Here is a 25,103-nt window from a genome sequence, read left to right on the forward strand (position 1 = left end):
TTTTTGCGTTTTTTTTTATCTTACATAATCACGCATAAATCGTATAAATTCGTATAAATTGCGCACAATGCACACAAATTGTAAGCCAAAACAAATAAAAACGCACATTCTACAAAATTTTTGTAAAAATATGATGATATTTGCCAAAATCCTTAATTGTGGTATAATGCTTCTTTTGTTTGGTTTGCGTTTTGTTTGCCAAATATTTCCCAAACATTTAGCAAACAATACAATAAAAAAGCAACCAAAACTATCAAAATCTACCATAAACCTATCTTAAGGATTCAAATGCAAACGCGCTTCATATCGCTATTATCCGCACAGATTTTACGCATTTTGCTTATTTTTATTGCGCTGTCTTGTCTAGTCGTATTTGTGGCTTGCGATGATAAGCCCAAAAAAAATGCCACAAAAACCCCTCCAAAAGACTATGGTATCACAGGTTTTAGCTCCCCTCAAGCACAAAGAATGATAGAAAAATATATCCAGCCATATTGCGAGCAGGAATGCACACTTTTATATGAGGGCGAGCTAGAAAATCGCAATAAAATTTGGGTTTTCAAAAACCACCTTGATAGCATAAAAATCTTTGAACACGAAGCAGGCAGAGAGGCGATACTCTATCGTGGCGAAATCGATAGAATCCTATCAAAACCAAAATTTGAAATAGAAGAAGACACGGTCATAATCACCGTCCCGCGCAATACTTCTGCGGGGTTTATGCAGACAAAAGCTGTGCTAGAAAAAGGCGAAATGCACCTTTTTACCAAAGGATTTAACTCGCCAGATATTTATCATAATGCCGATTGGCAGCCAGATTTTGACCCGCAAAAAGCGCAGATTGAAGTGCTAAGCCTAAGCGTGCAACAATACAAGCGAAAAGGCACAGGACACGCCTGTCCAGCAGAATCTAGCGAGCTAAAAACCAAAGAAGATGTAAAGAGATTTTTTGAGCTAGCAAAGCCTATCGCTTCAAGCGGGCTTGATTTGGTAGAAAGCTACGCAGGAGTGGGGTGCGTAGAGTATAGTGGCAAGCTAGAGGCGTATGGCAAAATGTGGCAATATACGATTGCGTATGGATTTGGGATATGGGCTAGGGATTTTGAGGAGGGGAGAGCGTTTGTCTGCGAAGATGAAAAATGCCCCTTGCAAGCGGTGTCAAACGCGATACAAAAATAAAAGCTACAAGTTATCATAATAATAACTTGTAGCTTGGCTAATGACTAGGCAAGAATGTTACTTTAAGCCATATTTAGTTAAGGTATTCTTTCAGTTCGTTCCAATCAATAACTTCTTTGAATAATTCACGATTAACTTCTTCTAAACGAAACTGATACATATTTGCATTTAATATTAACTCTTCTTGTAAAGCATTATACGCATCTACTATATCTTGTTTAGTAGATACTAGGCATTTTTCATCTTTTTTGCCAGCGTCTTTGCATTTTATGTAGTCTCCGTGCTCTTTGAGATTGGTATCGTTATAAGACTTGACTTTGTTTGACATATCAACCAAATTATCAATCAATTTAATAATCTCGTTATACCTTATCTCAAACCTATAAAAAACATCAGGTCTTGCTTTTATATGGCTAGAAAAGCTATCTGTTTTTTCAACAAAAAAGTTTTTCATTCTTGTATATTCGCCAATCTTATCGTCCATACCAGATTGCAACGCTTCAAAATTTTTAAATTTTTCAGCTTTGTATTTATCATACGGTGAGTCTTGGAATGTTAGATATATGCTATAAGCTAAAAACGCGACTAACAATATAGCTATACAACTAAAAAAGCCTATGCCAAACACTTTAAAATTTTCTTTTTGTAGTTTCATTTTTTCTCCTATTTTAGATTTTTACTCAAGCATTTTTGAGTAATGTTGAAATTAGTGTAGCAATCATTTTGTCTCTTTTTATACAATCATTTTGCCTCCTTTGCGTTGATTTTGGTTGGCAAATGCCATTTTAGGTAGCATTCTTAACTTAACCTCAAATAATGGGGTATTAAGCAAGGATTAGCCTTTGAATGTTTTATACACAACAATTATTGCCAACAATATAGCAAAGATTGGCCAAAATGCAGAAAGTGCCATAAATAATGGCTCAACCATTTTAGTTAATGTTGTAAATAGTGTTGAAAACATTTTGCTCCTTTGTGTTGATTTTGGTTGTTTTGTAGCTAGTGCGCATTTGGCGCGTTTGATTGTGTGCTGGATTGCTCATCGAATTTGCTAGCTGGCTCTACGCTAGAATCTGCGCTAAGTTTTTGGCTAGATTCTGCTACAAAATCCACATTAGAATCTTTGCTAGATTCTAATGTGTTAGAATCCTCATTTGGTATTTCATCAGATTGTATGCTTGTTTCTTGGTTTTGCTCGCTAGATTCTGCGTTATGTTGTTCGCTAGAATCTGTTTCTATGGATTCTGTTATGTCTGCTTCTGTTGTAAATATTTCATCTCGCATTTGTGAATCATCTAGCTTGGGCATTATTTCTGTCTCTATGTGTTCGCTTAGGATTTTTGACTGTGGCGTTGTATTGGTAGAGTAGCTAAGCTGTGCTTTTAGCGCGTTTATCATTTCGGTATTTTTGCTAGCAAACTCTTTTTGGATATCGTTTTTGAGTGTATCAAGATTGCGCTTGATTTTTTGTTTAAATTTTTCTTTGTTTAGTGCTTTATCAATCCAATGTCCCACCACTTCAGTAGCCACGACCATCCCCACAGCACAGAGTGCGCCCCCTGCGCCCACAACCGCCGCTGTGGCTGCTGTTATGCCACCGCATACAGCTGCGCCACCTGTGCGTTTTACTACTTGTTTGCCTGCAATTTTTTCCATAACAAAAACACCGCCACGCACGCCCATTCTAACAGTTGCGCTAAAAATCAATGTGCCAGCAACACTCATCGCAAATGTATCTATTTGTCGTGTAGAATCCAAATCCATTCTATCTATAATTGCGTCAATATTTATATTAGGCACAAAGCGTGTTTTTGCGTTTTCTACATCATCACCTTGCAAACGATTAGTAGCTACAATTTTTTCAATCTCGTTATGAAGCCTACTCCCAAATTTCTTTGAAATCGTTGTTATTTCGCTATTATAAGCGGTTTGTAGAGTATCTTTTATTTTGTTGTCAAATGCTTCATCAAAAGGTAAATACTTCGCAAAAAGATTCTCAAATTCTTGCGTATCCCTATCTTTGATTTGCTCTTTTTCCTCATCTGTCAATTCTTTTTTTGATTTAAAAAAATCTACAACTTTGCTACCCATTTTCCCTAGCCAACCCATAGCCTGCACACCCTTGCGCGTCCAGCTAAAATGCCACTCTGCATAAGTTTCAGCAATTATTTCTTGCGTATCAGCATTTACATAGCTATCAATAAGTGCATTTGTCTGTTTATCTAGTCTATCTTGCAATTCTTCAAAATCAATCCCTTGAAGTGCTACATTATAGGCTTCTTTTACTTTTTGTTCAGGTAGTATTACTATTTCATTATTTATACGCGCAATAATAGTTTGCCATTTTTCTAGCAGGATTCTAGTTGTTGTTTGTGTGTATTGTTGCTCGGCATTTACTTCAGGCTTATCGCTATTGACTGCCACATACACAATGATAACAAGTAACAAAGAAATGATTTTAGAAGCAGTTTTTTTAGGGCTTTTACTAAAATCTACACTTAACGCAGAGCGATTGACACGCAAAGATAGCAATGCAAAAAGAAAAAACGCTCCGAACTCGCCTGCCATTACACATAATAGCACAAAATATTTTATAAAATTTCGTAGTGATTCTTGCTCTATCGCCATAGGTAAAGAATCTTTTCCCAATAAATAATACTCAACAATAGCGATTTTTGCCACAATAAAATCTAATATTTCTCGTATCCAGCCACTCAACTGCGTGATTCCATACTCACCTTGCAATTTCTCAAAATGTGCCAAAAGCGTAGATTCAGCTTGTGTGCCACATATAAATTTTACAACTATCAATAACAAAACACCAAAAAATGCCAAAAAGAATGCACTCCAATATTTAGCGTAAAATGGGGCAATCACTTCTGAATATTGATTTTTTAGTTTTTCCATAAAAAATGGTTGCACTACTATAATCCCAAACACTACACAAAGGGCAAAAAATAACATTTCATATTTGTGTGCAAAAGGAAAAGATAACATAAAGCTAAGTCCAAAAGCTAGCAAACAAGTGATAACAGCACAAATAATCCAAGATAAAAAGCGGCGTCTGCCAAACCAATGCAAAATCGAACCTTTTTTGGTAATCGCTTCATTTATCGCTAGTTTTTTAGCAATATTTATGCTAAAAATTTCTCTAAGCCCTGCAATCCATAAAGTAGCCCATAACAAACAAAATGGAATCAAAATTGTCTCATCTTGTCGGGTAAATCCTACCCAAATCGCCAAAATAAACGCGATAAATACGACATTTGACCCTAGCATAGCAAAAAATCCCTGCTTATTTTGCGCGTCATTATATTGCGCATTTTTGTTTGGCGTGGATAGATTTTGCGTGTTTTGCGTTTGTTGATTTTGTTCGTTTGGTATGTTTGGTTTTTGTGTCATTTTGTGTCCTTTTTAGATTTTTAGCCTTTTAGCATTTTGATAGATTTTAGTCTTGTTTGTTGCGTTTTTCACACTAAATTTTACACATTTGGTGGGGAATCTTGTGAATTTGCCTGCGCACTTGATTGTGTAGATTGATTTTTTGTATCAGCTTGGCTAGATTGACTAGCGTTGCCTTGCTTGCCTGTCTTGCTTGCTAGGTAGTTGGCACATTTTGCATTTGCATTAGCGATAAATACAAGCGCGTTTGATAGCTTTGCATAGATGCGCACTAGTAGCCCTAGAAATCCGCCTAGCTTCTTACTCTGCTGTTTGGCAAAATCTCTAAATTCCTCTTTTGTGTCCTCTTTGAATATTTCTTCTTTTAGGCTTTCTTTGTCGCCTTTAGTCTTTTTTATCAAGTTCATTAAAGGCTTGTAACAAAGAAATAATCCCACTAGAATGAGTATTAGAAAAAGCGTATTCATTTTTTCTCCTTTTGTTTGTTGGATTTGGATTTTATTTTGTCGCTTTTGGGAGTATCTCTATTTGCAAGTTCTGCTTTGGATTCTCTTTTTTTGCGCCATCACGCACTACGCTAAAGATAGCTTTTTTGTCTGAGCGAAGCAGGCTTAGCTCATTTTCATACTCTCCGCTATTGCGCAGGGCATTGCCATTTATATGCGTGATTATGTCGCCTTTTTTGAGTCCTGCTTTTTGCGCGGTGGAGTCTTGCTTTAGCTCTTTTATTTTTACGCCTTGTGTGCGCACGCCATTTTCTACCACTTGATAATCCACCACCTGCATACCGCTAACATATCCGCGATTGATTGTGCCATTTTCTACTAGCTCTAGGGCTATGGCTTTTGCTAGGTTTGAGGGTATCGCAAATCCTAGCCCATCTTTGTTGGGTATACCAGCACTATTTATCCCTACCAACGCCCCACGAGAATCCATAAGCGCACCGCCAGAGTTGCCACTATTTATCGCTGCATCGGTTTGGATATAGTTTTGATACGCGTTTAATCCTTGCAATAATATCTCATTGCCACGATTTTTTGCAGAGATGATTCCCTGCGTTACGCTATCGCTAAACCCATCATTATTACCGATAGCAAACACCATATCGCCCACCCTTGCCTCATCGCTATTTGCAAATTCCATAAAAATAAGCTCTTTTATATATCTTGGTATGTCGATTTTTATCACTGCCAAATCTGTCTCTTTGTCCGTGCCGATGACTTGGGCTATGTATTCTTGGCTATCATTGTATAGCTTTACTATGACTTTGTCCGCCCCCCTTACTACATGTTGATTTGTGATGATATAGCCATCTTTTGAGATGATGACTCCGCTACCTTGCGATTGAAATAGCAATGGCAAATCGCTATATGCCTCGCCCAAAGCCTGCTTGTATATTTTATCTTGCAACATTTGAGGCTCTATGCCTAGTATGTCTGTGATTCCTTTTAAGTAGATACTTACCACAGATTTGCGGGATTTATCGATAATGTCATAATACGAATACACGGCGTTATGTTTTGTATTTGGCTTTATGCGCTCGGTGATTTGGGGGGCGTTTTTTGTGATAAGGGGTTGTCTTGGTAGATTTTGGGCGTGTGCTAGCGTGGCAAATACAGATGATACGACTAAGCATATCACGCAAATACTTTTACGCCAAAATCCCCTGCCTAAAAAAATACCTAAACAAACTAGATTTTGCATTGGCTATTTGCCCTCGCTCTTATTTGATGCGATTTGGCTAGAATCTATATCTTGCGTGCTTGTTGCATTTGTGGGATTTTGGCTATGAGTTTGGCTAGATTGCGTGGGGGTAGATTCTGTTGTGGAATGTGTGGGATTTTGGCTAGAATCTTTTGATTCTTGTTTAGTAGATTCTTGCAAAGCGGAATCTTGCGCATTAGATTCTTGCTTGGTGGAATCTTGCTTGGTAGATTCTTGTGTAGAATCTTGGCTATTTTGCATTATGCTATCATAGATTTCATAGCCACTGCCACCTTCGTTAAATGTCTTATACACTTTGCAAAAAATATCTTTTTCCCATTCTTTGCCTTTTTCGCAGGCTTTGTCGTAGTAGGATTTTGCTTTGTCTTTGTCTTGTTTTATGTTGCCTACGCCTTTTTCGTAGAGTTTGCCTACTATGTAGCAAGATTCTGCGCTATCTAGCTCATCGCAGGCTTTTTTGCTATATTTTTCTGCCTTTTTTTCATTTTGACTTACTTTTGAGCCTTGTTCATAAATCATACCAAGTGTGGCACAGCTGATTGCTTGGATAGTCTTATCTTTTGCATTATCACAAAAATTTTCCGCTTTTTTGATAAACTCTTTGTATTCGCTATCATTGGCTTGCAAGCCAGCCTCACCAAAGCAAGAAAACTCATCATTTTTTTCACAGCCGATATGATAATACTGCCTTGCTAGATTTTCATTGCTATCTCGATATAAATACCCCAGCCACCAATAAGCCTCATCATTTCCTAGCACAATAGACCTTTGCAAATACAAATCAGCGATTTTAGCGTGATTTGGTATCGTGGTGGCATTTGCCCAGATTCTGCCGTTTTCTTCGCAAGCGTATTTGCTACATTCTGTGATACTTTCTAGATTTACGCTTTGTATTACCCATTCGCACGCTTGCGTATTTTTGTCATCTACACACGCTTCAATAGCTTTATCCACTTGTGTTTTTTCTTTTTTACCTGCATTTTTGGAGTCGTTTTTTTCATCATCTGTGATAAATACCAAAATCACAAGACACAAAACGATACCTAGTGCTATCCATAAAAGGATTTTCAACCATTTTTTCATACAACCCACGCCTTTTTTAAAAAAAATTTGTTTTTGATAAAAAAGCGTATTAAACAAAAAAAAAAAACGGAAATTAAACAAAAGAGTATTTAGGCATTTTTTGATAATTTAATTTTGATTGTTAGATTTTTAGGCTATAATCGCATTTCTTGCTTTTATCTTATCACACACTACAACACTCTTTTTTAAGGATTCCCAAAATGGCTAGCCAATCTAATCAAAACTCCACCTCTACACACGCACGCGCACATAATGCCAACTCAAACCACAACCACCAAAATCACCAAAACCGAACCACAAAACATATCCCAGCTGAAGTCTATAAGCTCGAAGAACTAAGCCAAAAGCCTATTTCTCAACTCGTCTCTATCGCGCAAGGACTAAAGGTAGAAAATCCACAAGAATTTAAACGCGCAGATTTGATGTTTGAAATCTTAAAAGCCCAAGTATCGCAAGGTGGATACTTGCTTTTTACGGGTGTTTTAGAGATTACTCAAGAGGGATATGGATTTTTGCGCGCTGTCGATGAGGCATTTACCGATAGCAAAAACAACACCTATGTAAGCCAAACCCAAGTCTATCGCTTTGCGTTGCGAAATGGCGATATTGTTACGGGGCAGGTGCGACTGCCTAGAGAGCAGGAAAAATACTACGCCTTGCTAAAAATCGAAGCGGTAAATTATAAACCCCTAGATGATATGAAAAATCGCCCGCTTTTTGATAATCTAACCCCACTTTTTCCCACCAAACAGCTAAAATTAGAATATGAGCCTAGCAAGGTTACGGGGCGAATGCTTGATTTATTTAGTCCTATTGGCAAGGGACAAAGAGCCTTGATAGTCGCGCCTCCGCGCACAGGGAAAACCGAGCTAATGAAAGAGCTAGCACACGGAATCAGCGCAAACCACCCCGAAGTAGAACTAATGGTGCTACTTGTCGATGAACGCCCAGAGGAAGTAACCGATATGCAGCGAAGCGTCAAAGGGAGCGTGTATAGCTCGACATTTGATTTGCCAAGCGCAAACCATATCCGCGTGGCAGAGCTCGTGCTAGAGAGGGCAAAGCGCGAAGTAGAAAATGGCAAAGATGTCGTAATATTGTTAGATTCTATCACGCGACTTGCGCGAGCGTATAATACCGTAACTCCAGCAAGTGGCAAGGTGCTAAGTGGTGGCGTTGATGCAAACGCTTTGCATAAGCCAAAGCGATTTTTTGGCGCGGCTAGAAATATCGAGCAAGGTGGTAGCCTAACCATCATCGCAACTGCGCTAATCGAAACAGGTAGCAAAATGGACGAAGTAATATTTGAGGAATTTAAAGGCACGGGAAATAGCGAAATCGTCCTTGCCCGCGCCATCTCCGAGCGCAGAATCTACCCTGCATTTGACATACTAAAATCAGGCACACGAAAAGATGACTTGCTACTAAGCAAAGAAAATCTTACCAAAGTATGGATGCTACGAAATGTGATGAGTCAAATGGACGATGTAGAGGCACTATCATTTGTCTATGCTAAAATGCAATCCACCAAAGACAACGAAGAATTTTTAAATAAAATGAATGAAAAAGAGTAGCTAAGATAAGCGTTTTGCAAGAAAGTATTTTATGAGGAATAGTTTTGTGATAAGATTTTGCAAGATAGCTAAGATAATGTAGCCTAAAATCCACGCAAAACAACAAAACAAAATCTAGCACAAAAACAAAACACGGCAGAATCTATGACAAACCAAACAAAACAAATGAAAAAAGTAGGAATCTTTGATAGTGGCATAGGCGGGCTAAGCGTGGCAAAATCCGTGCTAGATAGCAAAATTTTTGAGCAAGCGATATATTATGGCGATACGGCGCGTGTGCCTTATGGTGTGAAAGATTGTAAGACGATTGTGCGATTTGCGCTTGAGTGTTTGGATTTTTTCGCCCCGCATAATATTGATATGCTACTTGTCGCTTGCAATACCGTGAGCGCGTATGCCCTAGAAACTATGCAAGCAAAGGCTAGCTTTCCCATAGTAGGCGTAATTGAAGCGGGTGTAAAAGCGTGCATAAATGCCCTGCCAAATAAAGATTCTACCACGCTTATCATCGGCACAAAAGCCACCATATCTTCTAAACAATATGAAAAACTTTTAGCAAACGCAGGTTTTGCGCGCTTTGTCAGCAAGGACACAGGGCTATTTGTCCCGCTAGTAGAGGAGGGGCTATATGAGGGCAGAGGAGAGATGGTGCTAGATTCTGTGCTGAAATTTTATTTAGAGGAGTTTTTGTGCTCGCCTGCTTTGGGAGGAGTAGTGCCTAAGGCGATTATTTTAGGTTGCACGCATTTTCCGCTTATTGCTAAACAAATCGATAGATTTTTTGGTGGGCAAAGTATGTTGATTCACTCAGGCGATGCGATTGTGGAGTTATTAGAATCAAACTTTAATTTGCGCAAAAATTCTTTTCCTAAAACAAATATAGATTTTTATGCCTCAAGCGATATAGACGGACTAAAGAAAAAGGCAAAAATATGGCTACAATAAACCCCAAAAAAGACGCACACAACGCGCAAAAAAATACTCCACAAAATGTGCAAAATAGGCAAAATCCACAAAAAAAAACACCTAATAAACCTAAGCAAGATTGTGCCCAAGAACTTGTTACAAGGCTATCTATCTCGCTAGAGCCACATTTATTAGCAAAGCTAGATTCTCGTATCATCACTCAAGGCTACTCTTCGCGCTCTGAACTTGTGCGCGATATGATACGCCAAAAGCTCGTAGAAGAAAGCTGGCAAGATGAGAGCAAAGATAATATCGCTGTGCTTGTCGTGGTGTTTAACCACCACCAAAGAGAGCTAAATCAGCGCATTATCGACATTCAGCACAATGCAAGCCATAGCAATGCAATCACAATCCTTTGCACCACGCATATCCATATCGATACGCACAACTGCCTAGAATCTATAATGCTAAAGGGTAAGCCTAGTGCTGTGCAAAATTTTGCCCTAGAAATCGCAGGACTAAAGGGCGTAAAATTTAGCAAACTAACCCGCACAAGCAGATTTGATGAAGAAGATTAACATAGATTTTGACACAAAACAACATGCAGGCAAGCATAGCGCGAATGCAACAAATACTTGCGACAAAGACACAAAATCAAATGAAATTTTTATCGATAAGATTTTGATAAAGACATATCGCTACTTTGCCGATAAAATCGCTATTTTTGGGGGGAGTTTTGATCCGCCACATTTAGCGCATTTTGAGATTATCAAATGGCTTAGCACGCATTTTAGGCAAGTCATCATCGTCCCTGCGTATCAAAATCCGCTTAAAAAACAAGCGATGATTCCATTTGACACACGACTAAAATGGTGCGAAATAATGTGCCAACATATCAAAAAAGATATAAACGCTACAAATATCACAACAAGCGACATAGAGGGGAAATATAATCGCGTAGTATTTGCCTATGAGTTAGCAAAATATTTTTCTAGCAAATATGTTTGCAATGAAGTTTTTTTTAGCGATTTTGAGGGATTTAGCGATATGCCAAAATCTAGCCAATTCAAAGATTTTGCCCATCCTTTGTGCTTTGTCATCGGACAAGACGCACTAAGCCAAATCCACAAATGGAAAAACATTAACTCGCTAGCTAAGATAGTAGATTTTGTAATGCTAAAAAGAAATACTACAAAATCTAAGGCACAAAATCCCACTACGCAACAACTCTCCAAGCAACAATTTTGCGCACAAAATCCCGCCACAAAAACGATAGATTCTAACAACGCTGATTTTAAAAATATTGATTCTATAAACGGCAATGATACGCTCGCAAATTCTACAAACACAAATGATACGCTACGCGTTTTGTTGGTAGATTTTGCCCCAAACGACTTGCTAAAAAAATCGCTTCCATTTTTGCCAAATGGCAATCTTAGCTCAACTTTTTTAAGAGAATCTTTGATAAAAAAAGCATTTTCACAAAGCAAGCAAAATAACGCACAAAGCCAAGTCATAAATGCGATTCCACAATGCTTGCATAGTGAGGTTGTAGAGTTTTTTAAAAAAACTGCGCTACAATTTCGCTAGATTATTAAATGATTTTACTAGCAAGCAAAATCAACAAATAAAAAAACGCAAATGCGTATAAAAGCATAAGTAAGGAGAACATTTGGAGCTACAAAAACGCGCTAACAACATAAAAGATTTGCTAGATAACAAAAAGGCTCAACATATCGTAATCTATGATTTGCAAGACAAAGAATATATCACACAATGCGTAATCATCGCCACCGCGCTAGCTGGCAAACATTCCTATGCTTTGCTAGATTTTATGAGGGAGGAGCTAAAGCCATTAGGCGAGGTGTTTTATAGCACTGATGAGGAAAGTGAGGATTGGATTATCGCGGATTTGGGCGAAATAATGGTGCATATTTTTACGCAAAACACACGCAAAAGGTTTAACTTGGAGGAATTTTTAGAAAACTATTTTCACGCAAACACCATATAAACCGCTAGATAAATCTAAACCAAACAAAAATCACAAAAATAAAGGGCAAAAATGCGCATAGATTTGCACAACCACACTCCAAGATGCAACCACGCAAGTGGCACGCCACAAGAGTTTATAAACAAAGCGCAAACGCTAGGGATTGATATATTTGGCTTTGCTTGCCACGCGCCTATGGATTTTGACAAAGAATATCGAATGAGGCTAGATGAGCTAGATGAATATATCGATGAGATTCGCTCACTACAAAAACTCTCACAAAAACCGCAGATTTTAGTGGGGCTAGAAGTGGATTTTATACTTGGCAGGGAGGATTTGATAGAATCTCGTGTGTGTAAAGCAGGGCTAGATTTTCTTATAGGTTCGGTGCATTTTTTAGATGAATGGGGGTTTGATAATCCCGCATTTATCGGTGAATATGCCAAAAAAGATTTAGAATCTTGCTGGATAAAATATCTGCATAGTATCGCCAAAATGGCACAAACTAGGCTGTTTCAAATCGTAGGACATTTAGACTTGCTAAAGATTTTTGGACACTCTATGCCAAAAGATTCTAGCGCGTGCAAAGACGCACTAGAATTTGCATTGCACGCGATAAAAAGCGCAGGTATGGCGATCGAGCTAAATTCTGCGGGCTTACGAAAGCAAATAGGCGAAATCTACCCTAGCAAAGAAATTTTGCAAAAGGCGTATCATTTGGGGATTCCTATTAGCTTTGGTAGCGATGCACACGCACTAGAGCAAGTGGGCTATGGCTATGATAAATGCGTAGAGCTAGCACGCGAAGTAGGCTATGATAAATGCGTATATTTCAAACAAAAGCACGCCATACAAACGGATTTTTGATTGCGTTTTGGTTGGTTGTTTGATTGTGTTTGGTTTGCATTTTGATTGCGTTTTTGCGTTTTTGCTGACAAAAAATATTTTGACGACTTTAAATTTTTATAAAATCCAAAGTAGTCAAAATGTAGCTAGTTTTGTCATAATAAGCGCGTAAGCAGGAAATAACTCTATGTTTTTGTTTGTATGCAATTTGCAAATCCATTATGCAGTTGTGCGATAATATGGAGTTTAAGCATTATCAAAATCTACAAAAACATACTTATCCTAAAATCAAAAAAAATCTTAAAAAAATCATAAAATTCTAAAAGTAGCGAAAAATTTAAAAACAAAAAATGCCACCTTAAAATCAAAAGAGAGAAAGAAAAAAACAGAGCAAACAAAGAAAAAAAATAAAGAAACAGATTTTTTAAGCAAACGAAAATCTAGTCGCACAAATCCCACAAATAGCGCGACAAATACATAGGAAAACAATGCAAAATCAACACCACGCCAACCAAGCCACAAAAAACACAAACGATACTACAAACGCATTGATTTTGACATATAAGCCAGCGTTTATCACAAGCAATGCTTTTTTAACCTCCATAAAGAAAAAATACCACCTAGACAAAGCGGGGTTTAGCGGGACTTTAGACCCTTTTGCAAAAGGTGCGCTACTCATTGCAAGTGGAAACTATACCAAACTTTTGCCATTTTTGCCGACTTCGCCAAAATGCTATGAGGCAGTGCTATGGCTTGGGGCAAAATCAAAAAGCCTTGATATAGAAAATTTTTTAGGTGTGGAGCAAACACAGCCTTTTAGCAAAGATAAAATTAAGCGCGTGTTAGAGAGTTTGCAAGGCAAAATCACTTACACGCCACCTAGTTTTAGTGCTAAAAAAGTAGATGGCAAGCGAGCCTACGCACTCGCTAGAATCGGGGAGCAAGTAGAGCTATCACAAAGCACAATGGAGGTTTTTTCCCTGCAATTTTTAAAATACAACCACCCATTTTTGCATTTCTCTTGTGAAATCTCAAAAGGTGGCTATGTGCGCTCTTTGGGCGAGCTAATCGCTAAAAAACTAGGCACAAATGGAATCCTTAGCGCATTAACGCGCACAAAAGAGGGGGATTTACGCGCTTATAATGGCAGGGATATTTTTTTAAATCCATTAGAGATTTTGCCTTTTGATACATTAAAACTAGATTCTAGCTTTGCGCCATTAGTAAAAAATGGTGCAAAAATTTGCCTAAAAAACACAAAAAATGGCATTTTTATAGTTCGCTTTAGCGATTTTTTTTCTATAATAGAAGTTTTAAAAGATGGCAACATCAAGTATCTATGTAATAGGATTTGCTATGCTAATACTCTCTAGAAAGCAAGATGAAAGCATTGTTATTGGCGATGATATAATGATAAAAGTCGTATCTATCGACAGAGGGAGCGTAAAACTAGGTTTTGAAGCACCTCCAAAAATGCTTATCCTCCGTGCAGAGCTAAAAGATGCCGTCATCAAAGAAAACAAAAAAGCTGTGAAAATCGCTAGCGATGAAGTTTTCACAGATTTATCAAAGCATATCAAACGCTAATCATAGCCCACAAAATTACAAACATTTACGCGCAAAACTACAATGACTCTAAAAGCATACCCCAAAATCAATCTATACTTAAAAATCATCGATTTTGATGACAACTTTCACTTGCTAGAATCCCGCTTTTGTCGTATCAAAGGTAATCTCTACGATGAAATCCAAATCCTAGAATCAAACAATGGCAAAGACATAATTGAAGGGGATTTTGGTTGCGAAGTGGGTGATTCTACCGTGGCGCGTGCGCTTCATTTGCTGCGCGAAAAATACCCAAAACACTTCCCCCCCGTGCATATCAAAGTAGATAAAAAAATCCCAAAAGGCTCTGGGCTAGGCGGAGGCAGTGCAGATGCTGGGTGCGTGCTAAATGGGATAGATTCTATGTTTTGTCTAGGGCTAAGCAGTGATGAGCTAAACGCAGTGGCAAAAAGCATAGGCGCAGATGTGGCGTTTTTTGTCAGCAATGCGGGGATTGCCGAAGTCAAAGGCATAGGGGAAAAAATATCGCCATTGCACGCGGATAATGATAAAAATGAATTTGAAATCTATACGCCAAATATTTTTTGTGATACACGCGCAGTGTATAGACAATACCGACAAATGATAGAAAAGCAAATCTTAAAACTTAGCCCTAAAAATATGTTTGTAGATTTTAGCAATCAGCAGATTTTAGACATTGGCGAGAAGCTAGATTTTGAGGCAGTGGGCGACAATACCACAAAATCTAAAAATGCTTCATTTGCGTGCGAGAGATTTGCAAATATCGCTATGCTAAATGATTTGTTTGCGCCTGCTTGTGCGCTATATCCACAGCTACTAGAAGTGGCTCAAAGTCTTGGAAATGGGTGGTTTTTCTCTGGCAGTGGAAGTAGCTTTTTTCGCGTAAAAAACGCAAAAATAGAATCTAGCATACAATCTAATACGAAAATCAATGCAAAATCTAATGCGGATTCTAACAAAAATACAAATATCGATTCTAGCACCACACAGCTAAAGCAAAAACCTTTAGAATCTAGCAAGCCAAAAACACTCTTTGACTAGGCAAACTAGGCAAAATCCACACTAAAAAACGCATAAAACACAAAAAATGATAGCGCAAAATAAAAAAGCACTCTTTGATTATGAGATTATCGAAAAGCTAGAAGCAGGCATAGTCCTGCGTGGCTCAGAGGTAAAATCCCTGCGAAAATCTCGCTGCAATTTAAAAGATAGCTTTGTGCGATTTGTCAAAGGCGAGGCGTTTATTTTTGGTATGCACATCTCATTTCTCTCAAGTGTAAATCCACATTTTCGCCCCGATGAAAAACGGGCTAGAAAATTGCTACTTCATCAAAAAGAAATCAACAAATGGCTTGGCAAAGTCGCTCAAGAGGGGCTAACCATTGTCCCGCTAATGATTTATTTCAACAAAAAAGGCAAGGTTAAGCTCCAAATCGCCCTTGCAAAAGGAAAAAATCTGCACGACAAGCGAGAAGCACTAAAGAAAAAAATCCTCGATAGAGAAGCGCGGGCAAATTTTAAAGACTTTGGCAAAAAGCTATAAACAATGCAAATATGATATATTTCCCTTTGTTTGTGCTATAATCCTTTGCTTTAACTTTGTGATTTTATGTTTGGAAAAAGGACTTTTATGAAAGAAATGGTAGATTATGGGGTGTTAGGATTTTTGGGATTTTTATCCGTGCTAGTGGTAGCCATCGCGATAGAGCGGATATGGTTTTATTCGTCATTGCGCGTTAGTGATTATGATGATAAACGATTTTTGGAGCTAGATTTACACAAACGATTAACGCTTGTTTCCACGATTGGCTCAAATGCCCCCTATGTGGGCTTGCTAGGCACGGTAGCAGGCATTATGATAACTTTCGTAGAAATCGGTGCGGATAATTCTGTGGATACAGGTGCGATAATGACAGGGCTATCTCTCGCGCTAAAAGCCACAGCCGCAGGGCTAATCGTAGCAATCCCAAGCATCGTAGCATACAACCTACTCACAAGATCAGCCGATGTGATTTTGACAAAATGGGATATTCATCATAATCCAAACACAAAACCCGCCCAACAAATACCAAACCGACAAGTAAATGCCACATATCAGCCCACGCCACAAAATCCACAGCAAACCGCACAAAGACAAGCCACACAGCCAACTATGCAACGCATAAACACCGCCACACAAATATCACAAAATCCACAATCACAAAGCCCTCTATCACAAAACACAGCAAATGCCTCTGCCAATGCAACGCCTCGCATTTGATAAAACAAAGACAAAAAGACGCAAAACAACATCTAAAAAACGATAAGGATAAAAACAATGGCGATGAAAAAGTTTGATTCTATGAATCTTGTGCCTTTTATTGATATTATGCTTGTGCTACTTGTCATCGTGCTAACTACGGCGTCTTTTATCCATACTTCGCGCATACAAGTCAATGTCCCAAAGGTAAGCGATGGCGAGCGTTCAAATGAAAATACACCTAAAAAGCCTGTAAATATTACCATTGATAGCGAGGGAAAATACTACATCGACAATGATAATGTCTCGCTAGAAGAGCTAAGAAAAGCACTTCGTAGCTACGAAAAAGACACGCCAATAATCCTAAATGGCGACTCAAAAAGCAATCTTGATAGTTTCGTGCAAGTAATGGATACGCTCCAAGCACAGGGACTAAAAGAACTCTACATTGTCGTAGAAGAAGAAAAATAAATCGTTTTTAAAAATCGCAAGGAAAAACCGCGCATTCAAAAATTTGTTTTTAAAATCACTTCTTGTTGTTTGTTGTTTTTTGCTTTGTAGATTTTGCTTTTGGTGTTTTATTAACGCTTTGTCGCTGACAACATCATTTACAAAGAAAATCTACTTTCCCCCCTTTTTTGATTACGCCTTTTTGCCCTAGTCGATACAGGGCAAAATCATATTTTATCGGGTCATTTTCATCAAAAAGGGCTAGATTTTGACTTACCTCAAGCACCGCCCTAAAATCATAACTTTTGCGCTCCAAAAGCCCTAAAACGCGACAAACTCTAAAAGTATGCGTATCAAGCGGCAAAAGCAATTCGCTTTTTTTGATAAAACCCTCCCACAATCCCAAATCAATATTATCACTTCGCACAAGCCAGCGCAAAAACATATTCCACCGCTTTAGTGGCGAGCTAGGCAGCTTAGCACTATTGGACAAAGGCGTGCCTACCAAAAATGCAAAACCATTAAAATTGCTTGAATGGCTTTGATAGTTTGGCAAGGTATAATCTAGCTTATGGGCTAATGTTGAAGCCACTTGCCAAATCGTTTTCATACAATCGTTGATAAAGCAATAAATCGGCGCGGATTTATCGCGCTTTTCAAGCAGGGATTCTAGTTTTTTTTGCTCTTTCATCTCGCAAAGTGTCAAAAAAAACAGCTTTACTTCGGTGGATTTTTGAAAGCGATAGTATGGAAAATCACTCGCTAAAATCCCCTCCCTAGAATCTAGCAAAGAAAAATCCAAACTATCCAAAAAGCGCAAAATCGCGCCTACATTTCCATAGGCAAAAAGCGCGCAAACAAGCGCGATATATGGAATGTTATCGATTTTGTTCTGTGGAATTTGCGTAGTTTTTGTAGCGGATTTTTGCGCGAGCGGATTTTGTGATTTTTGTGATTTTTGTAGATTTTGTGATTGCGACAAAGATGGTAGATTTTGCGCGTCTTTTATCATTTGTAGATTTTGTGTTTTAGTTTCTAAAATCTCATTTATATATTCTTTGACTTTTAGCAAAGGATCTAGGTTTTCTCTATTTATGGCATTTTGTAGATTATGCGCGTGGTAGTGAAAATCTAGGGCTTTTTTTAGAGAGGCAAAATCTATTAAATGATGATTTATGACTAGCGATTTTTGTGTTTGTTTATTTTGCATTTTGATTCTTTAGGGTTTTTTTGTATTGTTGTGGTGGGATTTTTTTAAATTTGCAGTCGCATTATAGCCTAAATCTTACACGCATTTTAGCAAACTATTTTGCAAATCTCTGTTGGTAAAATCTATCGATTTGTTCGCACTCCTCTTTGCTAAAGCCACTTTGCAACCTAGCCTGCGTATTTAGCACCTTGCCCGCTAGCACAAACTCGCTAAACTTCTCGCAAACGCCTAAAAACTCCTTGCTAAAATTAGTTTCTTCATTGTTGTGATTTGCTTTTTGATTCTTTGTTTGATTTATTATCGTGTGTTTTTGTGCTTTATTTTTAGCATTTGCAAACGCCCACCATTCGCTTCCCTTGCTTACATGCCCTATCTCATCGCGCAATATTTCCTCAAGCACGGCAGAGATTTTGGCATTGATAGGACGCGGGGTTTCTAGCAGTTTTTTTCTCACAAAAGGATTTGCATCAAGCCCTTTTGCCTCTAGCCCACGATGAACCACGCCCATACGATAAATAAGATTTTCTGCTGTCGCGCTCATCGCCTCATATAGCCCAAAATGCGCCCTAAAATCCCCATACCCAAACCCAATCTCACCCAATAAATCGCGTAGTAAGAAAAAATGCCTAAACTCCTCATTTGCCACGCCTAGCCAATCTACATAATATTTTTTTGGCAAATGCCTAAAACGATAAGCAGAATCTAGTGCTAGTGAAATCGCACAAAATTCGATATGGGCAACAGAATGCAGGGTTTTTGCTAGGCTTGTGGTGGATTTTATGAAGTGGTGGCGATGGATTTTGCTAGGCTTTACTATCTCACAGGGCGAAAAATAAGCAAAATCTGTATTTATTGTTTCGCTATGGTTTAGCGTTGTTTTGTCAGCGCAAAAATCCTCATACAAATCCATAAAAAGCCCATAACGAGAATCTATATCTTCACAAAAAAGCACAGATTCTAGCCTAGCAAAAAAATCCATTTTTCCTCTTTTTTATTTTTTTATAGCGTTGTGGCAGTTGCTATATGGCATTTTAATCTAAAAAGAATTTTTACCAAACAAAACTAGCATTGCCAAAAACATATCTAGCACAAATCACAGATTTTAGGCATTATTTAAACATTAAATAAAGTTTATAAAAAAATACCGCACACAAAAGCACAAACCCAACAAGCCCTATAATTTCTATCGTGCCTAGTTGCATATTTTTGCCTATTATTATAGATTTTTATAGATTTTAGATTCACAAGATTTTGTAAATTTTGCTTTTTTTAAACGCTATGGCGTTGCGTTATTTTTTCGCTGCATTATCTGCCTCTCCCTCTCCTCTTCCTCGTCCTCCTCATAGTCGATGACTTTTTGTGGCTCGTAGTTAAAAAGCGACAAAGTTACGCCTGTGGTGGTGTTTTTAAATAGCACGCCCTCTTTTGTGCGGCGATAATAAATCATCTCGCCATTTTTTTGAAATCGTTGCACAAAAGCGTCATTTCCCTCCACGACTAGTCCTTCAGCGCGAAAAATATCCCTCCCAAACAAAATATCATCAAACAAATCCCCATAACTCACCTTGCCAAAAAATCGTTTTGCAGCAGGGATTTTGCGCACACAATCCCCCAAAATGCAGATTTTGCGCTTAGTTATCTCAATATTGCCGATACTCTTTCCCGCACCAAAAAGCTCAATAACAATCTCTTGCTTATCATTCACACCAAAAGTAGCATAATCATAGTAGCGAAACATTTTTGAGTTGATATAAAGAAGTTTTTTAGAAGTATTTTTAGGAGTGCTTTGGGCTTGGATTTTTGTTTGCCTTGTTTTGCCCTCTTTGCTTACAGGGCGATTTGCAAAAAAATCTTGCAATGCCCCCTTAGCGCAACCTGTGAGAAAAAAAGCCAACGCCACAATGCCTAAAATGCTAAACAATTTTTGACAAAAATGTCGGCTTTTTTGCAGATTTATAGGCTGTTGCTTTAGAGAAAAAATCCGCTGTGCTAAATGTTTCAAACTTATTCCCTTATGAAGTGATACAAGCATTTTTTGATAGCATTTGTGCAAAAATATTCATAGGATTTTCCTTAAAAGCTATTTTATAAACGCCACAATTACAACAAACCTTTTAAGGCAAAATCTAATAAGGCAAAATCTAAAAACTTAAAACCACAAATCCTAGCATCAAAAATGCTAATCAAAAATGCTAGAATCTGCTTAAAATCATTGCGTTATCTTATCGCCCACCCAAAGCGCGATACCACACGCGTCCATCAAGTTTTAGCTCCATTGTTACTTGGCATAGCCCCGCTTTGCAATCCACATTTACCACATCTGCACCACGCACGAGGGCTTGGACTTTTGCTTTTACGCTAGAGCTTGTTACAGCCATATTTTCCACGGTATCTTGTCCGTTTAGCTTGATTCCATACATTTTTTCACCCAAAAGTTTATACGCATCAATCATCGCAGCGCGTTTTGCAAGCGCGGTAGATTGGGCAGGGGAAATCGCATTTTGTGGCGCGACACCCGTGCCAACGACTTGCAATTCGATTAAGTTGCTAGGCGTTAGATTTGGGTTATTTTGGATAATAGGTTCTGCGCCTTTTGGCAATGGCGCACCATTTGCACCTAGCACATCGTCCTCATCATCATTTACAAGGTTACTTTGCAGTAACGCATTTGGTGGCATAGGCGTTTGCATAGGTGGATTGCCGATAATCGAAGTGCCACCAAAACTCGGTCTATCTAGCCCCACAGGCTGAAAATCTGCGCTAGGAGGCGTAAGCCCTACTTGATTTTGCGCTGGCGTGCAAGCCACCATCGCAAGTGCTGCCGCAAGGCTAGCTGATATGGTCCTAAACTTCTGTGTCCTGCTTGTCATTGGAAAATCCTTTGTGAAAAGTTAGCAAGGACGAAGCAAAACCTGTGCCAAAATTTTATGCCTATTTTATAAAAAGATAATTGCGCTATGATTTTGTTTAAAATGTTTTTTGCGCCATCTCGTATTTTCAATTAAAAACTAGATATAATTCATACCATAAAATTTTAGTAAAACATTGAGCAATCAATAACTTATGCCATCTTTAGAATAACAAAAATAGGACATAAATGAATAAAAAAATTAAGAATCTAATCGATAAAATCCACACTCAAAAGGCGTTTTTGAGCTTTGAGCTAACGCCTCCGCTAAGCGCGGACACAAGCGAATTTATCACCACAATCAAATCCGCGCTTGCACAAAACGCGCTTAGTGAGAATCTAGATTCCCAAAAAATGCCAACGCTAAGCGAAGCAATCGATGCGTTTGTCTGCACAGATTCTCCGCTGGCACGCTTTAAGCCTAGCTCGATTTTAAGCTCCATAAAGCTCCAAAACGCATTACAAAAACCCCTTATTTGCACGCTTTCAATGCGAGATAGAAACTCAATCGCGCTGTGCGGGGAGATTCTCGGGGCAAATGAATTTGATTTGCGTGCGTTTTTAGCCCTCACAGGCGACCCCATAAAGCTGGGCGATTGCGCGGAATCTAAGGGCGTGTTTGAGGAAAATTCGCTCAAACTCACGCGCATAATCGCGGATTTAAATTCTGGAATCGCGATAAATGGTAAGCCTCTAATCACGCGCCCACGCGAAATATTTGCCTTTAGCACGATAAATTCTTACGCCAACAACCCCGCCTCGCTCAAAACCAAACTTAAACGCAAGCTGACAAATGCGCCAATTTGCGCGTTTTTCACGCAGCCTATCTTTGCTAAGCAATCTGCGGAGTTTTTGCTAGAGGCGTTAGAGGAGGCAAAATGCGAGATTATCAATGATGCTAATAAAAAGCGTGAGGAGGCTTCTAGCCAACATTTGACACAGGAATCTAACCAAAATCTACCCCAAGAGTGCGCCCAAAACTTCGCAAATGCCAATCAAAACACCCAAATCATTTTTGGCTTTTTCCCCGTGCTTAGCTACCGCGTGGCAGTGTTTTTGCGCGATAAATTGCCCGGGGTGTATATCCCCAAAGATTGGCTAGAGAGGCTAGAATCTGCGAGCGCAAAAGGCAAGGAATACGAGAGAAAAATCGGGCTTGAGCTCTCGCGCAAAGTATGGGAAGATTTACGCACACTCCACCCCAAAATCCACTTTATGAGTAGCAATAATATCGCGCTTTTAGGGGAGTTTGTAAGACTGCCTAAAAATCCATAGAAAGTCGTAAGGCTTGATGATTTATGCAAAATGCCACACAAAAAACGAAGCAAAAAGCGCATTTTTTTACTTATACTAATAATGAGCTAGATTCTCTCAAGTCCAAAGATACAAGGCTTGCGGGTATGATTGAGAGAATCGGGCGCATCAAACGCGAGGTAGATAGCGACTTAATCGCAAGCGTGGTGCATCATATCATCGCCCAGCAAATCTCTACTAAAGCCCAAGAGAGCATTTGGGCGCGGTTTTGCGACAAATTTGGCGCAAAGGACAATGTGAAGCAAAAAGCTGGACAAAATTTACATAACAATTCAAGCAAAAACTCAAGGCAAAAAGCGCGAAATCTCGCACCACAATCTAAACTCAACATAGAATCTCTCATTAGCGCAGGTGTAGATAATTTGCGCTCTTGTGGGGTTTCAGCGCGCAAGGCAGAGTATATCATCGACTTTGCGCGCAAGGTGCAAGCGCGTGAGTTTGACATAGAGCGCGTGAAAAAAATGAGTGATAAAGAGGCGATAGATGAGCTAGTCAAACTGCGTGGGATTGGGGTTTGGACGGCGGAGATGATATTGCTTTTTTGCCTGCAGAGAAAGGATATTTTAAGCTATGATGATTTGGCACTGCAGCGTGCTCTAAAATTACTCTATGGGATAAATGGCGAGGGCAAACAGGGCAAAATCCCTAAAAATGTGTTTGAAACATATCGGGCGAAGTTTAGTCCTTATGGCAGTATCGCAAGCCTCTATCTGTGGGAAATCTCAAGCACAAAATTTGAGGTTTAGATTGTAAAAATACTTTGGAAGCAATGCGTTTTCAAAGTATTTAGCAGAGATTTTTTAGTCGGAATTTTTGATTTTATAAGGTGCAAATATGGCGACAAGTGCGGAGTTTAAAGATTTTGTCTTGGATAGATTGGAGCAGTGTGCGCGTGAGGGATTAAATAAGAATCTAGGTGGGGATTTTAGCTTTAGTGCGAGGAGAATGTTTGGCGAATATTGCGTGTATATTAAGGATTTGCGTGGCTTTGATGGCTGTGTGTCAGGCGAAAATGGAGGTAAAAAAGTGCTGTTTTTGCTCTGCGATGAGCAAGTCTTTATTAAAAAATACGAAGTTTTGGAGCAAATCGCGCAGGATTTTAGCGCGTATTTTTCGCTTGGATTCCCTTTTGAGGGTGCGAGGGAGCATTATATAATAGACATTGACAACACAGAATTGCTCTTTGCAATCATACAATCCACATTGCCGTTTTTGCCCGTGCCAAAAATCAAAAAACATAAAAGTAGTAAAAAGCGACTCTCTTAAGATTGAATCTCATATAAAGTAGCTTTAAATTATGATTGTGTCGATTGCGCCGATGAAAAACAAGTATATCACCACATAATAAAAAACTTTGCAAGAATTTAAGAGGCTAAGAGAATCAAAACCAAGATAGATTTTAAAAATAAAGGTTCTTAAAGGATTTTTTACTTCGCTTACGCTCTTAACTTTGCAAGAAGTTTAGATATTGAAGCGGTAAAAATATCAAAAATCACTCAAATTTCAGAGGTTACATTACTACGCTAAGATTTTTAAGCAAATTATAGAATCTTAATCGCGCAGGAATGTAAAAAAACTCTCTAAATTAAGCGGTAAAAATTGAAGTTGATGAGAGTGTTTTTTGACTAGCTTTACAACCACAAGCAGTGGATACAAAAACACACTGCCAAGCAAAACATAGCAAAAAAAAGAGATTGCCAAAAACAAAAAATCACATAAATAAAATTGAGAATGTTTTTGCTTTGTTTTACTCGCAACTGAAAGTAAAATGGGCTATGCAAAGATTTTATTAAACAAACTCAAAAGAATCAAAAAGGATGATTTTTGCTCCGCTTAAAAATATTCAATTTAGACATAATATTCAAATACAAAAACAGGATTTGTGTAAAATCTTATTAAAATTGATAAGAAAAAATCCCCATTTTTACGCTTTAGATTTTGCGAAAAACGCACGGAATCTAAAGCGCACGATAGCGACAAACAAAACCTTTGTCATGCCACGCAAGATTCTAGTATTTTTTCATTTCCAAGTCTCTTTTATCCAATGGTTCAAGCTCTATTTTGTAATCAACCAAAACTTCTGAATATGGCGTATCTAAATAAGCACCAAAACCACCAACTTCAGCCTCTCTAACAAAAAAATACCCAGATATATAGCCATAAGGTATTAGCTTGTCCTTATAGTCATTTTGGCATTTGGGTGAATTGTCATTAGAATAAGAATGTCCCCCATCGCCAATAACCCAAGCATATTTTTTATTGTTTTGAGATGAAAAAGGAATTACAATATAGCCATATTTTCCATAATCAGCCCTATATGACAATCCACCTTCTTCTATGTAAAATCCCTCTCGAAAATCTTCCGCTCCCATCACAAAATCAGCTATTTTGCCAACCGCAGTCATATCAAACACTTTATCATCTTCTTGCGTTCTTGGATTGTCCCCTATGTGGTCTATATAAGTGTCCCCAATGCCTATGGTATTGTCATACTCATATCCAAGCCATTTATCTATATGTTTGTCCATATTATAAAAAACGCTTTGGGTATAGTAACTTGATTTTTCTTCTTTAAGTTTTATTTCAGCCCTTTTTGGATTAAAACAATATCCAATATCAAGTCTAACAGGTTTATTTTCATTTTTACTCAAAAACTCCCATAGCTTATCCATATCCTGCTTTGTGCGGAT

The 25,103-nt window shown here is 38.4% G+C and carries 25 protein-coding genes and 2 pseudogenes; 16 read left to right on the forward strand and 11 right to left on the reverse strand.

From position 1 onward, the window contains the following. Positions 1–288 precede the first annotated feature (288 nt). Entirely contained in the window at positions 289–1,179 is an 891-nt protein-coding gene (locus ACWIX0_RS02640) for a hypothetical protein (RefSeq protein WP_454171714.1), read from the forward strand. 73 nt (positions 1,180–1,252) lie between these two features. On the opposite strand, the gene ACWIX0_RS02645 is transcribed toward ACWIX0_RS02640, so the two are convergent. The 6 genes from ACWIX0_RS02645 to ACWIX0_RS02670 form a co-directional block, all read right to left on the reverse strand. Continuing rightward, positions 1,253–1,834: a hypothetical protein gene (locus ACWIX0_RS02645; RefSeq protein ID WP_454171716.1), complete on the reverse strand. Its 582-nt coding sequence runs from the start codon at positions 1,832–1,834 to the stop codon at positions 1,253–1,255. Positions 1,835–2,014: 180 nt separating this feature from the next. Continuing rightward, entirely contained in the window at positions 2,015–2,143 is a 129-nt protein-coding gene (locus tag ACWIX0_RS02650) for a hypothetical protein (protein WP_454171718.1), read from the reverse strand. Between the two features lie 35 nt (positions 2,144–2,178). After that, on the reverse strand, positions 2,179–4,581 hold the full coding sequence (locus tag ACWIX0_RS02655) for a hypothetical protein (protein ID WP_454171720.1): 2,403 nt from the start codon (positions 4,579–4,581) through the stop codon (positions 2,179–2,181). Between the two features lie 80 nt (positions 4,582–4,661). Further along, complete coding sequence (locus tag ACWIX0_RS02660; protein WP_454171722.1) at positions 4,662–5,048, reverse strand: hypothetical protein; 387 nt, start codon at positions 5,046–5,048, stop codon at positions 4,662–4,664. Positions 5,049–5,079: 31 nt separating this feature from the next. Further along, on the reverse strand, positions 5,080–6,285 hold the full coding sequence (locus ACWIX0_RS02665) for a S1C family serine protease (RefSeq protein ID WP_454171724.1): 1,206 nt from the start codon (positions 6,283–6,285) through the stop codon (positions 5,080–5,082). A gap of 3 nt (positions 6,286–6,288) precedes the next feature. Beyond that, positions 6,289–7,389 (reverse strand): tetratricopeptide repeat protein, encoded by a 1,101-nt coding sequence (locus tag ACWIX0_RS02670; protein ID WP_454171726.1) that lies wholly within the window; start codon positions 7,387–7,389, stop codon positions 6,289–6,291. 200 nt (positions 7,390–7,589) lie between these two features. Between ACWIX0_RS02670 and rho the strand changes: the two genes are divergently transcribed. The 12 genes and pseudogenes from rho to ACWIX0_RS02730 all read left to right on the forward strand — a co-directional run bounded on the left by rho (position 7,590) and on the right by ACWIX0_RS02730 (position 17,002). After that, positions 7,590–8,963: a transcription termination factor Rho gene (gene rho / locus ACWIX0_RS02675; protein ID WP_454171728.1), complete on the forward strand. Its 1,374-nt coding sequence runs from the start codon at positions 7,590–7,592 to the stop codon at positions 8,961–8,963. A 144-nt stretch (positions 8,964–9,107) separates the two neighbouring features. Continuing rightward, entirely contained in the window at positions 9,108–9,908 is an 801-nt protein-coding gene (murI, locus tag ACWIX0_RS02680; protein ID WP_454171730.1) for a glutamate racemase, read from the forward strand. A 47-nt stretch (positions 9,909–9,955) separates the two neighbouring features. Continuing rightward, positions 9,956–10,447 carry a nickel-responsive transcriptional regulator NikR gene (gene nikR, locus ACWIX0_RS02685; RefSeq protein ID WP_454171762.1) on the forward strand — a complete coding sequence of 164 codons (492 nt, stop codon included), beginning with the start codon at positions 9,956–9,958 and terminating at the stop codon, positions 10,445–10,447. Then, on the forward strand, positions 10,434–11,459 hold the full coding sequence (locus ACWIX0_RS02690) for a nicotinate-nicotinamide nucleotide adenylyltransferase (protein WP_454171731.1): 1,026 nt from the start codon (positions 10,434–10,436) through the stop codon (positions 11,457–11,459). The genes nikR and ACWIX0_RS02690 overlap by 14 nt, the downstream gene beginning before the upstream one ends. 82 nt (positions 11,460–11,541) lie before the next feature. Beyond that, the gene (rsfS, locus tag ACWIX0_RS02695; protein WP_454171733.1) at positions 11,542–11,880 is read left to right on the forward strand and encodes a ribosome silencing factor; all 339 of its coding nucleotides are present in this window, start codon (positions 11,542–11,544) and stop codon (positions 11,878–11,880) included. Between the two features lie 51 nt (positions 11,881–11,931). Beyond that, entirely contained in the window at positions 11,932–12,726 is a 795-nt protein-coding gene (locus tag ACWIX0_RS02700; RefSeq protein WP_454171735.1) for a histidinol-phosphatase, read from the forward strand. Positions 12,727–13,193: 467 nt separating this feature from the next. After that, the gene (truB, locus tag ACWIX0_RS02705) at positions 13,194–14,078 is read left to right on the forward strand and encodes a tRNA pseudouridine(55) synthase TruB (RefSeq protein ID WP_454171737.1); all 885 of its coding nucleotides are present in this window, start codon (positions 13,194–13,196) and stop codon (positions 14,076–14,078) included. Next, positions 14,062–14,292 (forward strand): carbon storage regulator, encoded by a 231-nt coding sequence (locus tag ACWIX0_RS02710; RefSeq protein WP_454171739.1) that lies wholly within the window; start codon positions 14,062–14,064, stop codon positions 14,290–14,292. The genes truB and ACWIX0_RS02710 overlap by 17 nt, the downstream gene beginning before the upstream one ends. 42 nt (positions 14,293–14,334) lie before the next feature. Next, entirely contained in the window at positions 14,335–15,333 is a 999-nt protein-coding gene (locus tag ACWIX0_RS02715) for a 4-(cytidine 5'-diphospho)-2-C-methyl-D-erythritol kinase (RefSeq protein WP_454171741.1), read from the forward strand. Positions 15,334–15,373: 40 nt separating this feature from the next. Further along, positions 15,374–15,835: pseudogene (smpB, locus tag ACWIX0_RS02720) on the forward strand (SsrA-binding protein SmpB); the annotation flags it as partial. A gap of 87 nt (positions 15,836–15,922) precedes the next feature. Then, positions 15,923–16,369 (forward strand): annotated as a pseudogene (gene exbB, locus ACWIX0_RS02725) (TonB-system energizer ExbB); the annotation flags it as partial. A 246-nt stretch (positions 16,370–16,615) separates the two neighbouring features. Next, positions 16,616–17,002, forward strand: coding sequence for an ExbD/TolR family protein (locus ACWIX0_RS02730; protein WP_454171764.1), 387 nt, complete (start codon positions 16,616–16,618; stop codon positions 17,000–17,002). Positions 17,003–17,135: 133 nt separating this feature from the next. On the opposite strand, the gene ACWIX0_RS02735 is transcribed toward ACWIX0_RS02730, so the two are convergent. The 4 genes from ACWIX0_RS02735 to ACWIX0_RS02750 form a co-directional block, all read right to left on the reverse strand. Next, a complete protein-coding gene (locus ACWIX0_RS02735) occupies positions 17,136–18,191 on the reverse strand; it encodes a TIGR02757 family protein (RefSeq protein WP_454171743.1) in 1,056 nt (351 codons plus the stop codon). Positions 18,192–18,285: 94 nt separating this feature from the next. Further along, positions 18,286–19,170, reverse strand: a complete 885-nt coding sequence (locus tag ACWIX0_RS02740; protein ID WP_454171744.1) for a ferritin-like domain-containing protein — start codon at positions 19,168–19,170, stop codon at positions 18,286–18,288. A gap of 297 nt (positions 19,171–19,467) precedes the next feature. After that, positions 19,468–20,193, reverse strand: coding sequence for an HP0838 family lipoprotein (locus ACWIX0_RS02745; RefSeq protein ID WP_454171745.1), 726 nt, complete (start codon positions 20,191–20,193; stop codon positions 19,468–19,470). A gap of 220 nt (positions 20,194–20,413) precedes the next feature. Further along, positions 20,414–21,061 carry an LPP20 family lipoprotein gene (locus tag ACWIX0_RS02750; RefSeq protein ID WP_454171747.1) on the reverse strand — a complete coding sequence of 216 codons (648 nt, stop codon included), beginning with the start codon at positions 21,059–21,061 and terminating at the stop codon, positions 20,414–20,416. 227 nt (positions 21,062–21,288) lie between these two features. On the opposite strand from ACWIX0_RS02750, the gene ACWIX0_RS02755 reads away from it, so the two are divergent. From ACWIX0_RS02755 to ACWIX0_RS02765, 3 genes are all read left to right on the forward strand, one after another. Then, complete coding sequence (locus ACWIX0_RS02755; protein ID WP_454171749.1) at positions 21,289–22,374, forward strand: methylenetetrahydrofolate reductase; 1,086 nt, start codon at positions 21,289–21,291, stop codon at positions 22,372–22,374. Positions 22,375–22,397: 23 nt separating this feature from the next. Next, positions 22,398–23,159, forward strand: a complete 762-nt coding sequence (locus tag ACWIX0_RS02760) for a DNA-3-methyladenine glycosylase family protein (RefSeq protein WP_454171750.1) — start codon at positions 22,398–22,400, stop codon at positions 23,157–23,159. An 88-nt stretch (positions 23,160–23,247) separates the two neighbouring features. Further along, positions 23,248–23,679, forward strand: a complete 432-nt coding sequence (locus ACWIX0_RS02765) for a transcriptional regulator (protein ID WP_454171752.1) — start codon at positions 23,248–23,250, stop codon at positions 23,677–23,679. Between the two features lie 743 nt (positions 23,680–24,422). On the opposite strand, the gene ACWIX0_RS02770 is transcribed toward ACWIX0_RS02765, so the two are convergent. Next, positions 24,423–25,103: hypothetical protein (locus ACWIX0_RS02770; protein WP_454171754.1), on the reverse strand; the 681-nt coding region annotated here is incomplete at its 5' end.

The organism is Helicobacter sp. T3_23-1059 (genome assembly GCF_053654515.1).